Genomic DNA, 13,908 nt, shown 5'->3' with positions numbered 1-13,908 from the left:
GCCGCGCCCGCCGGGGCCGCGGAGAGGATGGCCGACGCCGCCCTGCACCGGCGGGAGGAGGCCCTGGAGGAGGCCCGCGTCGCCGGAGAGGAGCGCGAGGCGGCCGTGGAGGAACGGGAGTCGGCCGTTCGGGAACGCGACGCCGCCCTCCGCGAGCGCGACGCGGTGCGCGAGGAGCTCGACTCCGCCAGGTCCGAGGCCCGGCGACAGGTCCAGGAGGCGCAGGAGGAGGCGGACCGTCGCGTCGGCGAGGCCGAGGAGGAGGCCGCCCGCCGCGTGTCGGAAGCCGAGCAGGAGGCGTCACGGCGCGTGGAGGAAGCGCGCGCGGAGACGTCCCGGGTCGCCGAGGAGCGCGACCGTTCCGAGGAGACCCGGCTGCGCGCCGAGGACGGGCTCGCGGCCGCGACGCGAGCCCGGGAGCAGGCCGAAGCCGACGCCGCCGCGGCGAAGGAGAGGGCAGCGGACCTGGAGCAGCGGCTCGGAGCGGAGCGGGAGCGCGCGGCTGCGACGGCGGAAGGGCTCAGGGCCCGCATCGACGAGGAACGCGAACGCTCCCGGAGCGAGCTGGAAGAGCAGCGCCGAGCGTCGGCAGAGGCACTGACCGAGGCCAAACGTTCCGCCGAGGAACGGTTGGAGGCCATGGAGGACGCCCGTTCCCAGGCCGCCCACCGCGCCGAACGGGCCGAGGCCCAGCTCGACGAGGCGATGGCCGAACTACGCCGCCTGCGCGAACGGACCGGCGACCACGCCGCGGAGAGGCGCTAGAAAGCAGAGCAGGGTCCGGCGCCGTGAAGTGATCCCCACAGCGACGGGCCGATCGGCCCCCGTCGCAATCCCCGGACCGGCTCATGCCTCCATGGTCGGAAAACAGCCGCATGCCATGGGGCAGGCTGCCATACGGGCGGGGAAGGAGGCGCCCATGGCGGTGAACAACGCTGAAGACCCCGACGAGGGACCCACCCGTGGTCGGCCTTCGCTGGAGGAGCTGGCCGAGCAGCAGGGCATCCGCCCTGTCGAATCAGTCGACGACCTGGTCCGGGATGGAGTGTTCGACTCCGACGAGGAACTGAATGCCTTCCTGGCGCATATCGCCGAATCGCGCCACGCCGATCTCGCCTGAGAATCCGATGGACTTCATCATCCTCGACACCGATGCGGCCTCGCCGGCCATCAAAGGCCGGCTTCCCTCCTCGCTCGCGGCCCGACTGGTCGGCAAACGGCTGTGCATCACTTTCGTGACCCTCGGCGAACTGACACAGTGGGCTGGACTCCGCCAGTGGGGCCGCAACAGGCGTGCGGCACTCCATGCATGGTTGGACGGGGTACTCGCCCTGCCGTGCCATGAAGACTCGGCGGTGATCTGGGGCCAGCTTTCTGCCGCAGCAGCGCTTCGCGGCCGTCCCCGTCCGGTCGACGACAGTTGGATCGCTGCATGCGCCCTGGCACACGACCTTCCTTTGGCGACCCTTAATGTCAAGGACTTCACCGACTCCGTGACGCACGAAGGAGTTACTCTCCTCCTCTCCTCAGCACCTGACACCCCTGGGCCATACGCACGTGCGCCGGCGGCGTCCGTCGCCGCCCTACCGTCTAGGTCTCCTGCGATTCGCCTCCCAGCGGGGATGACGGTCGGCCTTCCGCCCCGGACGAGACGGCCGCTGATCACAGCGCCTGGTGAAGACTTCTGGAGTGCGGAACCTGTCACCTCAGGGCGTGGTCCGTGCCTCGTTGTCCGTTCCCTCCTTCGCCCGGCGGGCGGGGGCTCGTGTTCGCGGATGAAGCAGCGGTTCACCTGGGCGGTCATGTCCGGCCCCGATCGGCTCCCGGTGGCGCAGTGCCGCCGGGACCGCACGCCGCCCCCGCTCCGACACCCGCCCGAGACGGCCGCTCCGCGGTGTCCGCACGCGAAACGCCCCCGAATCGCTCTTAACATTGGGAGCGTGACGGACCAGGGGACTTCGGGCAGCGATACAGCCGATCCGATGTCGGAGGCCGACGGCTCCGACTGGAGTCCCCCCGCGCGGATGCGCGCCCAGGTGTCGGCGCGCCCGCGGCCGCGGGTCGACCTCACCGCCCTCTTCGGGTTCGCCTCGGGCGGCTGGGCCTGGACGACGGCGGTCAAGGCCGCCATCGCCATGTCCTCCTCCTTCGCCCTCGCGGCCCTCCTCATGGGCCCTCAGGTCGGCACGCTCGCCGCCCTCGGGTCGATGACCGTCCTGTACGAGAAGAACACCCCCTACGCCTACCGGGCCGTCGCCCTGGGCGCGGTGGGGCTCGGGTTCGTCGCCGCCGTCGCCGTCGGCTCCCTGGCCTCCCTCAACGCCTACGCCTCCGCCCTGGCCATCGGCGCCGTCGCCGGGATCGCCACCTGGCTCTGCCAGGCCCTGCGGGTCGACAAGCCGGGCCCGCTGTTCTTCGTCCTGGTGTGCGCCATCTCCACGATCGCCCCCGGCGGGCTCGCCGAGGTGCCCCTGCACGCCGGGGTGGCCGCGCTCGGCGCCGCCGTCGGGTGGGCCGTGTCCATGGCCGGCGCCCCCGTCCGCAGCCGCCACCCCGAGAACCGCGCCGTGGCCGACGCCTTCCGGCAGCTCGCCGCGCTTCTCCGGGCCGTGGGGACGCGCGAGCTCGACCACGTCCAGCACGAGGCATCCCTCGCCGTCGCCGAGGCCTGGCGCATCGTCCTGCTGGGCCAGACCCGCGGCTACCGGGACACCGCCCAGGCCGCCCGCCTGCGCGCGCTGCTGCGCTGGGTCTCCGACATCCACCTCGCCGCCACCGACGTGTGCCTGGCCCGCACCGACCCCCTGCCCGAGGAGGCCGCGCGCTTCGCCGACCGGATCGCCGACGCCGTCGGAAAGCCCGAGCTCTGCCCCTCCCCCGCCGACCTCGACGAGGTGCGCAAGGGCCTGCGCCCGCGCTCCCTGGAGTCGCGCCTCTACTCGCGCCTCGCGCGCGCCGCCCAGGCCGCCCGCAAGCCCACCCACGAGGACGACAGCCGCGGCCTCGAACTCTACGACCAGCGCCACCCGCCGCTGCACAGCCTGCTGCGCTCCAGCCTCGACAGGGACTCGCTGATCGTCCCGACCGCGCTGCGCATGGGCATCACGGTCGCCGTGGTCGGCCTGGCCGCCCTGCTCATGGGGTTCGACCGGTTCTACTGGGTCTCCATCACCGCCACCTCCGTGCTGCAGGCGGGCAACGTCGTCCTGACGGTGAACCGCGGCATGCAGCGCGCGCTGGGAACCCTGATCGGCGTCGTCATCGCGATCGGCATCCTGCTGATCGCCCCGTCCCTGCCGGTCGTCATCGCCCTGGCCGCCCTGTTCCAAGGGCTGACGCAGCTCGTGGTGGCGCGCAACTTCTTCTACGCCAGCATCCTGCTCACCCCCATGGCCCTGCTGCTGGCGCACACGGCCGCCCCCTACCCGGTGGACGAGCTGGCGCAGGCGCGGGTCGTCGACACCGTGCTGGGCGCGGTGGCCGGGATGCTGGGGTCGGTGCTGCTGTGGCGGAAGGCCTCTGCCTCGCGCCTGCCCCAGAAGATCGTCGACGTGCTGGACGAGACCCGCGCGTCGGTGCTGGCCGTGCTCGACCCGGACGTGCGCATCACGCCCGAGCGCCGCTACGAGCTCCGCCGGGACCTGCGTGCCGCCCTGATCGGCCTGCGCGGCGTCTACGACAGCGCCATCGGGGACGTCCCCCGCGCCACCACCACACAGCCCCTGTGGCCGGTGGTGGTGGCCGCCCAGCGCGCGGGCTACCTGGCGCTGTCCACGCTCGCCCTGGAAAACCCGCCGACGGCCTCGCAGATCACTGTGCAGCGGCTGGACCTGGCGTTCAACGAGCTGATGGCCGCGATGCGCGAGCGGCGCACCCCGCGTCTGGGCGCCCTGCCCCGGCTGGTCGACTACCCGCGCATCAACATGGAGCTGCGCATGCTGTCCTCGTCCATGCGCACCGCCGTGGCCGAGGACGAGCGCACCGCCGAACAGGAGCAGAACCGCCGTGCCCAGCGCGAGCACCGCCGCGCGCGCGAGGAGGCCGACGCCGATCTGTAGCCCGGCCTCCCCGTATGCGCGGACGGCGGTGCGCTAGTCGTCGATGATGGCGAACGCCCGCACCGGGAAGGTGCCCATGCCGCGGACCTTGGCCGGGACCGCGAAGAAGCGGAAGCCCTCGGCCGGGAGCCGGTTGAGCATGCACATGTGCTCCACCACCGGCACGCCCTTGGCCAGCAGCACCGAGTGGGCCGGGCGCGCCCCCTGGGCCGCCTCGGAGGTGTCGTCGATGTTGACCGAGTCGATGCCGACCATGCGGGCGCCCTGCTCGGCCAGCAGCCGCGCCCCCTCTTCGGTGAGGAAGGGGTGCTCGGGCGCGCCGTACTTGTCGGTGCGCCAGTGGCGGTCCCAGCCGGTGCGGATGAGCACCGCCCGGCCCTGCACCGGCACGCCCGCGAACGCCTCGGGCCCGACCTCGCGCGCGGGCGCGTCGACGACCGTCCCGGGCACGTCGGCGACCTTCTCCAGGTCCAGGTCGGCCAGGTCGGCGCCGTCCCGGTAGCGGTGGGCGGGCATGTCGATGTAGGTGCCGGTGTTGGCGACCATGGAGATGCGGGTGATGCTGAACTCGGTCCCCGGGGCGTAGCTGCGCTGCGAGGCGTCGAAGGTGATGTGGTCCTCGATCTGCGGACCCGGAAGCCCGGGATACGTGGTCATGTCGTGGGTGATCTGGTGGCTGACGTCGACGAACCGTCCCATGTACGCCCTCTTCCCTAGGTCTGCGGCCGGGGCCGCCCGGCCGGGTCGCGACCGCTCCGCACCCCGGGCCGCCGCGCCCGCCTCACAGGTCTAGACCAACACTAGCGCCCGGCGCCGCGCGGCGCCCGGTGATCGCGGCCGCCGGTCGCATCCGCCGCGGCCCCGCGTCCGACTCTAGACGTGTCTGTGGGAGGGGCCCGTAGAAGGCACCGGCGGCGCCATACGGCCCCAGGGGGGAGCCGGTCGGCGCGCCGTCGATCGATGAGAACGCGGCGAGGTCCGTGCCGAGCGCCGCGCAGGCCCGATCCACGGGACACGCCCTATCGGTGGCCCCCCGCCGCGCCGCGTCGGAGCCCGTCCACGGGCCCGGCGACACCGCCTCCGACCTGCACCCCGCGTGCGCGCGGCCGCCGCCCGGTGCACGCGCGGCGCCGGGGCGCCGTTAAGGTTCCATATCGTCCGTATCGGCGCCGACCGGCCCGGACACCCGTTGTTCCCGCCCGCACCACACTGACGAAGAGAGGGGCACCCGAGTGTCGCTGTACGGGGCCGCCAAGGCGGTCATCGCCCCCGCCGCACGGACCCTGTGGCCGATCGAGGCCGAAGGGGTCGACCACATCCCCGCCCGGGGTCCGGTCATCCTGGCCTCCAACCACCTGTCCAACATCGACCCGCTGTTCATCGGGGTCGCCGTCCCCCGGCCGGTGGTCTTCATCGCCAAGGAGGAGCTGTTCGCCGAGGGCAACGCGGCCCAGCGCACCTTCACCCGGGCGCTGCGCGCCATCGGACAGCTCTCGGTGGACCGCAAGCCGGGCCAGAGCTCGAAGGAGGCGATGGACGACAGCCTCCGGGTGCTCCGCGACGGCAGCGTGTTCGGCATCTTCCCGGAGGGCACGCGCTCCCCGGACGGGCGCCTGTACCGCGGCCAGACGGGCCTGGCATGGCTGGCGCTCTCGTCGGGCGCCCCGGTGGTGCCGCTCGCCCTGTACGGCACCGACCGCATCCTGCCGCACGGCCGCACGGTGCCGGTGCTGCGCAGGGTCGGCATGCGCTTCGGTCCGCCGGTCGACCTGTCCCCCTGGGAGGGCGAGGCGGCCAAGGCGCGCTCGCGGCGCGCGGCCACCGACGCCATCATGGCGGCCATCCAGCGCCTGTCCGGCCAGGAGCAGGTGCCGCGCTTCGCCGCCACGGTCAAGGCCGAACTCCAGGAGCAGCAGGAGCGCACGCGCGCGGAGACCGCGGGCCGCCCGGCCCTCAGGGACCGGCTGCGGCGCGGGCGGCGGGGCTGAGGCCGGAGCACGCGGCGTCGCCGCCTGGGCTCCCCTCCGGTACCTCCGGGCCACCTCTGCCGGGCGGCACCGCTCGGCGGCCCCACTCGGCAGCCCTGCGCGACGGCTCTGCGTGGTGCACCTCGGGCGGCGGCGCGGCGCCATGGCGGAGGGATTCGTCCGTTCCGCCCCCGCGTCCGTGCGCTCAGGTCTAGAGTGTGGCCACAGAAGACCGGTCCCCTCGCTCTTCCGGTCGCAGCGGGTCCGGCCGCGCCGTGCGGCCGGTTCGGCGGTTGCACGCGCGAGCGCGGAGGTGGATCGAAGGTGGCCCGGTTGAGCCGTTCGCTCTTCCCTGTCCTGCCTGAGGACGGTGTGTTCCGGATCTACGGCCAGGGCGCCCGGTCCGACGAGCCGAGCACCCCCGCCCTGCCGGGCGGGGAGCTGCTCGCCTGCGGAGTCGACCACATGGAGCTGCGCACCCTGCAGGGGCGCGTGCCGGTCGGCGTGACCGTCGAGGAGTGGGACGGTCCGCCGCGCTCCGAGGTCCCCGACGCGGAGGAGAGCGGCCCCTGGGAGGAGCGCGCGCTGGGGTCGCTGCTGCTGCGCGGCCAGATCGCGGTACGGGGCGGCGTCAACGGCACCCCGGTGCGGATCCGCCTGGCCGGGGGCTCCGGCCGGTATGCGGCCGAGGTACGGGCCCGCCACCGGCGGGCGGTCGCCGAGGACTGCGTGCGGCTGCTGCGCCGCCATCCCGACCCGCGATGCGAGGGCTTCTTGGCGGCTGCGCGTATGCTCGGCGGTCGGGAGGCGTTCCTGATCCGCCTGTGGCCGTTGTCGGCTGCTTCGGACCAGCGCTCTTCGCGCGCGGTTGCGGTGAGGTACCCCACAGTCGTTTCGGGCTGAGTCCCGCCCCGTCGGCGCGTTCTGTCTTCCAGGAGCGGTGTATGCGCGCCGCTGACGTGCGCCGACACCCCGCGCTCCGGTCGAAGGGGCCCAGACGGCCGACCGGAGAGGGCAATGCCTATCTTGGAGATAGGGTTTATAGGAAACCGATCCCTCCTATAAATTAGGTTAGCCTCGCCTGATTTACCGCGCCCTGGGGGCGTGGACGGCGGCCCGCGCGCCCGGCGGGACCGCGGACGACCCGGCGCGACGAACGGAGAACGAAGAGATGACGCGACCACTGCGCGTGGGAATCGTGGGGGCCGGCCCCGCGGGGATCTACGCGGCCGACCTGCTCACCAAGGACGAGACCCTCGCCGCGGCCGGGGTCGAGGTCAGCATCGACGTGCTGGACCGGCTGCCCGCGCCCTACGGCCTGGTCCGCTACGGCGTCGCCCCCGACCACCCCCGCATCAAGCAGATCCAGTCGGCCCTGCACAAGATCCTCGACAAGCCGCAGGTCCGCTTCCTGGGCAATGTCGCCTACGGGATCGACCTCAAACTCGAGGACCTGCACCGGCACTACGACGCCGTCATCTTCGCCACCGGCTCCGACCGCGACCGCCCCCTGGACATCCCCGGCATCGACCTGCCCGGCAGCCACGGCGCCGCCGACTTCGTCTTCTGGTACGACAGCCACCCCGACGTCCCGCCGCAGTGGCGGGTGGAGGGCTCCAGCATCGCCGTCATCGGCGCCGGGAACGTCGCGGTCGACGTCGCCCGCATCCTCGCCAAGGACGCCGACGACCTGCTGTCCACCGACATCACCGACAACGTGCACCAGGGCCTGCGCGCCAAGGGCGTCACCGACGTGCACGTCTTCGCCCGGCGCGGCATCGCCCAGGCCAAGTTCACCCCCATGGAGCTGCGCGAGCTGGACAAGCAGCCCGGCGTCGAGGTGATCGTCTACCCCGAGGACTTCGAGATGTGCGACGCCTCCGTCGCCGCCGCCGAGGAGTCCAACCAGGTCAAGACCAACGTCAAGGTGCTGCAGAACTGGGCCATCCGGGACCCGCGCGGCGAGCCGCGCCGCCTGCACCTGCACTTCCTGCACCGCCCCGCCGAGGTGCTCGGCGAGGACCGCGTCACCGGCCTGCGCACCGAGCGCATGGAGCTGACCGGCGACGGCGGCGTCCGCGGCACCGGCGAGTTCGTCGACCACGAGGTGCAGGCCGTCTACCGCGCGGTGGGCTACCTGGGGTCGCCGCTGGCCGACCTGCCGTTCGACGAGGACCGCGGCACCGTCCCGAACGCGGGCGGCCGGGTGCTCGACATGGACGAGCGGCACATGCCCGGCGTCTACGCCACCGGGTGGATCAAGCGCGGCCCGGTCGGCCTCATCGGCCACACCAAGGGCGACGCGCTGGAGACCGTCACCAACCTGGTGGAGGACCGGTCGTCGCTGCCCGAGGCCGAGGCGCCCGAGCCCGAGGCCTTCGTGCGGCTGCTGGAGGAGCGCAACGTGCCCTACACCACCTTCGACGGGTGGCGGCGCCTGGAGACGCACGAGGAGTCCCTGGGGGAGCCCGAGGGGCGCAAGCGTGTCAAGGTGCGCGAGCGGGACGCCATGACCCGCATCGCGCGCGGCGAGGCGTAGGGCGGGATTCGCGGGGCGTTCGCCGCTCGCGGCCGGGCCCCTGCCGTGTCGGGTCCGCCGGGCCGGCGCGGGAGGGGCGATGGCCACGCGCCGGATGGCGCCCGCCAGGGCGGTGCAGCCCTCCACCGCCCACTCCGCTCACCGGGTGCCCTCGGCGGTGTCCCCGCCGCCGTCCCGACTGCACGCCGCGTCCACCGGGACGTCCCTGTCCCGCCTTCGGCCCGGCGCCGCCGTGTTGTGTAGGTCACGCCCTACCGGGCGGCGTCGGGGCGCGGCCCCGACCGCATACCCGACGGTCGGCGCCGCGCGCCGACCGGCACCCTCGCCGGCCGTGCGACGGCCACGGCGCCGCCGCGGCCGGTGGCGGCCAGGACCCGCAGGGCTCCCGCCCCGGATCCCGGACACCGCCCCCTCCACCGGCCGCTATCGTCGTTGATGGCTCAGACACACACGGCGAGGCGATCGGCCGGACCGGATCGCGTGGGCCGCGGGGGCCGTCGGCTTCCCCAGCCCGCGCACCCGGCACCGCCCGCTCCCCCTTCGGCGCCGATGCCGAGCCGTGCCCCTGCGCGCGCGGGGGCGGCGCACCCCGGGAAGGACGAATCAGGCGTGAACGACAGGTGGACACCGGGAGAGGACGACAACGCGTTCCCCCGGCGCGACCAGGAGAGCGGTGAAGGAGGGGCCCCTCCCCCGCCGCCTGCCGACCCACGGGAGGGGGCGGAGTCCGCTCAGGGCCGCAACCCCTATGTTCTGCCGACGGCACCCGTCGGAGAGGACGGGCCGGGACTGCCCGGCTCCCCCTCCGGCGCCCAGCGCCCCTACCCGCCGGTGAGCGGCGCGCCGGGCGCGCCCGGCGGCGGCGTCGACTGGAAGGCGCCGCCGCGCCCGTCCGGGACCGCCGACGGGGCACCGGCCGGGCCCTCGGCCGGGGGGCCGACCGGGTCTCCGGGCGCGGCACCGGCCGAGGAGTTCGCGGGGAGCGCTGGGGCCGCAGGTCGGCCAGGCGGCCCCGCGGGTCCGGCCACGGCGGGCGCGGGAAGCGGGGAAGGTGTCCCCGGGGTCCCGGCGGGTTCGGAGGCTCCGCAGGCGCCGCATCCTCCGCAGCCCCCACAGGCCCCACAGGCGCCACAGACCGCCGAGGGGCGGCCGTTCTCCGAGAGGTCCCCCTCCGGTCCTCAGGCACCCGCTGCCTTCTCTCCTCAGCCGTCCGAGGCTCCAGAGGGCCCAGGCGGCGCCGAGCGCCCTCAGGGCGCGGCCGGGTTCGGTGAGCGGGCGGATTCCCACGAGGCCGCGGCGGAGCAGACCATCCCCACCGGGCAGGGCGGCGGCTTCGCCTCCGGGGCGGGTCTCGGTTCCAGCGCCGAGCAGACCCTCCCCACCGGTGAGGGCCTGACCTGGCAGACGGAGAGCACCGACCGACACGGCCCCCCGGACGCCGACGCGGCCGGCGACCAGGGGTTCTCGTGGCAGACGCCTTCGGCTCCTGCGGGCAACCCCTTCGAGGACCGGCCCCCGCAGGCTCCCGACCCGGCCCCGAGGGCCGAGGCATCCGACCGGCAGGCCCCCTGGGGAGCGTCCGCCTTCGATCTCCAGGACTCCGGGGCGCAGGCGCCCTACGGGGCCGAGCACGCGGGCATGCGGGAGACGGGCGGTTCGGCCGTGCCGGGCGCGCCCATGGGTGCCCCTCATGCCTTTGAGAGTGCGTCCACGCCGCCGCACCCCTCGGAGCCGTCCGAGCCGTCCGAGCCGTCGGAGACCATCGCCCACCGCTTCGACGCCCCGAACGGCCCCGACACCGGCGGCATGCCCGCCGCCCCCGCGTCCCCCGGCGCCTACGGTGACGGCGGCCAGGGCCCCTCCACCCCGCCCGGCGGGTTCGGTACGGCTCCGGCCGGGCTCTCCTACCTGGACGAGACCTCCAACCCGGCCTTCCCGAACACCGAGCCCTCGCCGTTCCCCGAGTCCGACGAGATCCCCGCCGAAGCGCACGGGGGCGGCTTCTCCGATGGGGCACAGGCGGGCGGCCTCACCGGCGGGACGCACGCGGGCGGTGGCTCCGGCCCCGGCACGCAGCCCTTCGCCGCGCCCACCGACCTCTCCTCCGCGCCCTCCGCCTCCTCCGAGCCGTCCGGCCCCGCAGGAGGCCCAGACGGCTCCGCGGGCTCCGGCGACTCCGGAGGGTTCCCGCCACCGCCGGTCCCGCCCGGGTCCGGGGGCGCCCCGAACGCGTTCGGTCCGGACTGGCAGCGCGGCTCCGCCGCCTCCGGCGGGGCGGGCGGTTACGGCGGACCCGGTGGTGGCGGTGGCCACGGCGGTTCCGGCGGCCCCGGCGGCCCCGGCGGCCCGAACGGCCCCTTCGGGGACGACCCGGCGCCGAAGCCGCAGAAGCGGTCCCGCAAGGGGCTGTTCATCGGCATCGGTGCCGCCGCCTTGGCGGTCGTCCTCGGCGGCGGCGTCACCGCCTGGTTCGTGCTCGGCCAGGGGGCTGGGCCCGAGGGCGCCGCCGACTCCTACACCGCGGCGTGGGCCGAGCGGGACTACGCGGCCATGGCCGCGCTCACCAACGGCGGCGATGCCGAGAAGGTGCTCACCGCCATCGACGAGGACCTCGGCGTCGAGAAGGCCGCCGTGGAGACGGGCGAGGTCAGTGAGGGCGACGGCGGGACGGCCAGCGCGCCCTTCACCGCCACGCTCACCCTGAGCGGCGTCGGCGACTGGTCCTATGAGGGCGAGCTGCCGCTAGTGGAGCAGGACGGGGAGTGGAAGGTCGACTTCAGCCCCTCGGCGGTGCACCCCGAGCTGGAGGACGGCACCACGCTCGTGCGCGCCAACGTGCGCGGGGACCGCGGGAAGATCCTCGCCGCCGACGGCTCGCGGCTGGACACCGACGACGCCTCCGGCTCCATCAAGATGCTGACCGGGGCCGTGGGCGCCGCCACCGCCGAGGACGTGGAGCGGTTGGGCGCCGGGTACAAGGAGGGCGACCCGGTCGGCCAGGGCGGCATTCAGCAGCAGTATGAGGAGCGTCTGGCCGGTGCGTCGTCCGCCTCCATCCGCATCGCCGAGGTCGGCAAGGAGCAGGAGGCGCTCGAGAACCCCGACGCCCCTGTCGTGGACACCATCGAGGGCGAGGGCGGCCAGGACGTCACCACCGCCATCGACCCGGCCATGCAGGACGCCGCGGCGGCGGCCGTGACCTCCCAGGGCAAGCCGACGTCGCTGGTGGCGGTGCGCGCGTCCACCGGCGAGGTGCTGGCCGTCGCCAACAACGCGGCCGGGATGAACCGCGCCTTCGACGGGCAGTACGCCCCCGGTTCCTCGCTGAAGATCGTCACCTACGAGTCGCTGCTGGAGAACGGCATGGCGACCACGGACCCGATGAACTGCCCGAAGGAGGCACTGGGCTTCAAGAACGCCGGGGACGCCGCCTACGGCGCCCAGACGATGACCGAGGCGTTCGCGACCTCCTGCAACACCGCGCTGGTGCAGGAGGTGGTGCAGCGGCTCAGCGGGGAGCAGCTGACCGCCACGGCCGAGGAGTTCGGCATGAACGCCGACCTCAACGTCGGCATCCCGGCCCGCGAGCCGTCGTTCCCGCAGCCGGACGGCGAGGGCCTGCTGGCCGCACAGAGCATCGGGCAGGGGCAGGTCATCTCCACGCCGCTGCACATGGCGACGGTGCCCGCGGCCATCGCGGACGGGTCGTGGCGGTCTCCGTCGCTGGTGACCGACCCGGCGCTGGAGGACAAGCCCGAGCCCAAGCCGATCGCGCACGCCGAGCAGATCCGTCCGATGATGCGCGAGGTCGTCACCGACGGCACCGCGAAGAGCTCCGGGTTCGAGGGCGAGGTCTACGCCAAGACCGGCTCGGCCGAGTTCGGCGTCGCCTCCGGCGAGGACGACGAGCTGCAGACCCACGCGTGGGTGGTGGGCTACAAGGGCGATATCGCCTTCGCCGCGGTGGTCGAAGGCGGCGGAGGCGGCGGTTCGGTCGCCGGTCCGGTGGCGGCGAAGTTCGCCAACACGCTCTAGAAGTCCGAGTACCGAGATCCGACCGGTGAAAGGGCCGCCCGGGCACGAGCCCGGACGGCCCTTTCCCATGTCCGGGCCGGGGTGGGGCGGGCCGGGGCGGGGCCGGTCCAGAGCTCAGGCCACCGGTGAAGGGGGCGGCGACGAGCCGGTGCCCGCTTCCGGGCCCCGGCAGGGCGCGCGGCCGCCTGAGCACAAGGAAGAAGACGGCGGGACGGCGCAGGCCGACGCCCCTTCCGGCAGCGTCGTCAGGTGGCGGGCGTGGGCGTGGTCGCCGTGATGGCGACAACGGGACAGGCGGTGCCCCACTCACCGGCTCCGGCCGATCGGGGGCACAGGGGCGCAAGGAAAAACAGCAGCGACGAAGGAGGCCGCCGGGCCCACCTGCAGCGCCGACGTTTGCACGGAGTGTGCGCGGTCGCCGTGATCGGCAGCAACGGATCGGCCAACGGCCCGCTCAGTGCTCCTTAACCGGGTGCCGCGCGGGCCGGGTGCACGCGGAGAGGGCGGCGACGGTGCAGGGCGGTGCCCCTTCCGGCAGCGTCGTCAGGTGGCGGGCGCCTGCGTAGTCACCGCCCTCCACCTCGCACCGTGACGGCCTGTCGCCCGGCCGGAGCCGGTGAGCGGGCACGTGACATTCCTTCGACGCTCGGAATGCCCACTGACCCGCGAGCAGCCCGCATCACCGTCCCGTGGGTCGGCCCCGCCTCAGACGCTCGGGCGTTCCAGGGCGGTCATGGTGGTGTCCTGCTCATCGCCCCGGTCGACCCGTTCCCGCTCTTGTTCCGGGGCCAGCCCCTCGGACGGGGCCTCGGCCGGTGGGGCCAAGAGGACCAGCGCCAGCATCACCAGCAGTACCATCGCCCCCACGACGGCGCAGACCAGCCATGACCGCCACCGGAGATCGCCGTCGGCGGGCCCGTCCGAGATCCCGGGGTCGCACTCGCCGAACGAATGAAGGCGCCCCGCCAGGACCGGGTCGTCCTCGCTGAGGCGGTGCTCGATCGCGGCCAGGATCCGCTCTTCGTATTCGCGCAGAGCCATGGCGCCACCTTTCGCATCGGCACAGAGGGCACCGGGCCCCATACGGCGGCCCCACCCCCGATACCCGCCTTTCTATCCGGGCGTGAGGGCGCTGTCACCCGGTTTCGGAAATTCGCTCCCACGCCGGGACCCGGTGGAACCGCAGGCCCCTGCGGCCTCGATGGCACCGCTGCCGTCGAGGGTCCCCGGCAGGGACGGCGGGGACGTCCCGTCGGGAGCCCCCGGTCCTACCGACGGGGCCGGGAGGACCGCTGCCCGCAGCGGCGCC

Annotated in this window: 8 protein-coding genes and 2 pseudogenes; 8 read left to right on the top strand and 2 right to left on the bottom strand. The window is 74.2% G+C overall.

Annotated elements, in window-relative coordinates:
- The 4 genes and pseudogenes from D476_RS33140 to D476_RS0112950 form a co-directional block, all read left to right on the top strand.
- A pseudogene (locus D476_RS33140) lies at positions 1-765 on the top strand (hypothetical protein); the annotation flags it as partial.
- Between the two features lie 154 nt (positions 766-919).
- On the top strand, positions 920-1,120 hold the full coding sequence (locus D476_RS36330; protein WP_083939504.1) for a hypothetical protein: 201 nt from the start codon (positions 920-922) through the stop codon (positions 1,118-1,120).
- Positions 1,071-1,460: pseudogene (locus tag D476_RS40100) on the top strand (PIN domain-containing protein); the annotation flags it as partial. The gene D476_RS36330 and the pseudogene D476_RS40100, both read left to right, overlap by 50 nt.
- A gap of 522 nt (positions 1,461-1,982) precedes the next feature.
- Complete coding sequence (locus D476_RS0112950; RefSeq protein ID WP_017624362.1) at positions 1,983-4,058, top strand: FUSC family protein; 2,076 nt, start codon at positions 1,983-1,985, stop codon at positions 4,056-4,058.
- A 33-nt stretch (positions 4,059-4,091) separates the two neighbouring features.
- Here D476_RS0112950 and D476_RS0112945 read toward each other — a convergent pair whose 3' ends face one another.
- A complete protein-coding gene (locus tag D476_RS0112945; RefSeq protein WP_017624361.1) occupies positions 4,092-4,757 on the bottom strand; it encodes a cyclase family protein in 666 nt (221 codons plus the stop codon).
- Positions 4,758-5,290: 533 nt separating this feature from the next.
- On the opposite strand from D476_RS0112945, the gene D476_RS0112940 reads away from it, so the two are divergent.
- From D476_RS0112940 to D476_RS33135, 4 genes are all read left to right on the top strand, one after another.
- The gene (locus D476_RS0112940) at positions 5,291-6,046 is read left to right on the top strand and encodes a lysophospholipid acyltransferase family protein (protein ID WP_017624360.1); all 756 of its coding nucleotides are present in this window, start codon (positions 5,291-5,293) and stop codon (positions 6,044-6,046) included.
- Between the two features lie 303 nt (positions 6,047-6,349).
- Positions 6,350-6,928 (top strand): hypothetical protein, encoded by a 579-nt coding sequence (locus tag D476_RS0112935; protein WP_040726230.1) that lies wholly within the window; start codon positions 6,350-6,352, stop codon positions 6,926-6,928.
- A gap of 286 nt (positions 6,929-7,214) precedes the next feature.
- Complete coding sequence (locus D476_RS0112930; RefSeq protein ID WP_026123465.1) at positions 7,215-8,564, top strand: FAD-dependent oxidoreductase; 1,350 nt, start codon at positions 7,215-7,217, stop codon at positions 8,562-8,564.
- Positions 8,565-10,241: 1,677 nt separating this feature from the next.
- Positions 10,242-12,599 carry a penicillin-binding transpeptidase domain-containing protein gene (locus tag D476_RS33135; protein WP_239648692.1) on the top strand — a complete coding sequence of 786 codons (2,358 nt, stop codon included), beginning with the start codon at positions 10,242-10,244 and terminating at the stop codon, positions 12,597-12,599.
- A 705-nt stretch (positions 12,600-13,304) separates the two neighbouring features.
- Here the strand turns inward: D476_RS33135 and D476_RS33130 are convergent.
- Positions 13,305-13,640, bottom strand: a complete 336-nt coding sequence (locus tag D476_RS33130; RefSeq protein WP_017624356.1) for a DUF3040 domain-containing protein — start codon at positions 13,638-13,640, stop codon at positions 13,305-13,307.
- Positions 13,641-13,908 lie beyond the last annotated feature (268 nt).

This window comes from Nocardiopsis chromatogenes YIM 90109, assembly GCF_000341185.1.
Classification (GTDB): Bacteria; Actinomycetota; Actinomycetes; order Streptosporangiales; family Streptosporangiaceae; genus Nocardiopsis_A; species Nocardiopsis_A chromatogenes.
Note: the sequence above shows the minus strand (reverse complement) of the source record. Positions and strands in the feature narration are given on the sequence as shown.

Excerpts from the sequence above, each read along its gene's own strand:
- D476_RS36330 (WP_083939504.1), top strand. The coding sequence starts at position 920 with ATGGCGGTGAACAACGCTGAAGACCCCGACGAGGGACCCACCCGTGGT.
- D476_RS0112950 (WP_017624362.1), top strand. The coding sequence starts at position 1,983 with ATGTCGGAGGCCGACGGCTCCGACTGGAGTCCCCCCGCGCGGATGCGC.
- D476_RS33130 (WP_017624356.1), bottom strand. The coding sequence starts at position 13,640 with ATGGCTCTGCGCGAATACGAAGAGCGGATCCTGGCCGCGATCGAGCAC.
- D476_RS33135 (WP_239648692.1), top strand. The coding sequence starts at position 10,242 with ATGGGTGCCCCTCATGCCTTTGAGAGTGCGTCCACGCCGCCGCACCCC.
- D476_RS0112945 (WP_017624361.1), bottom strand. The coding sequence starts at position 4,757 with ATGGGACGGTTCGTCGACGTCAGCCACCAGATCACCCACGACATGACC.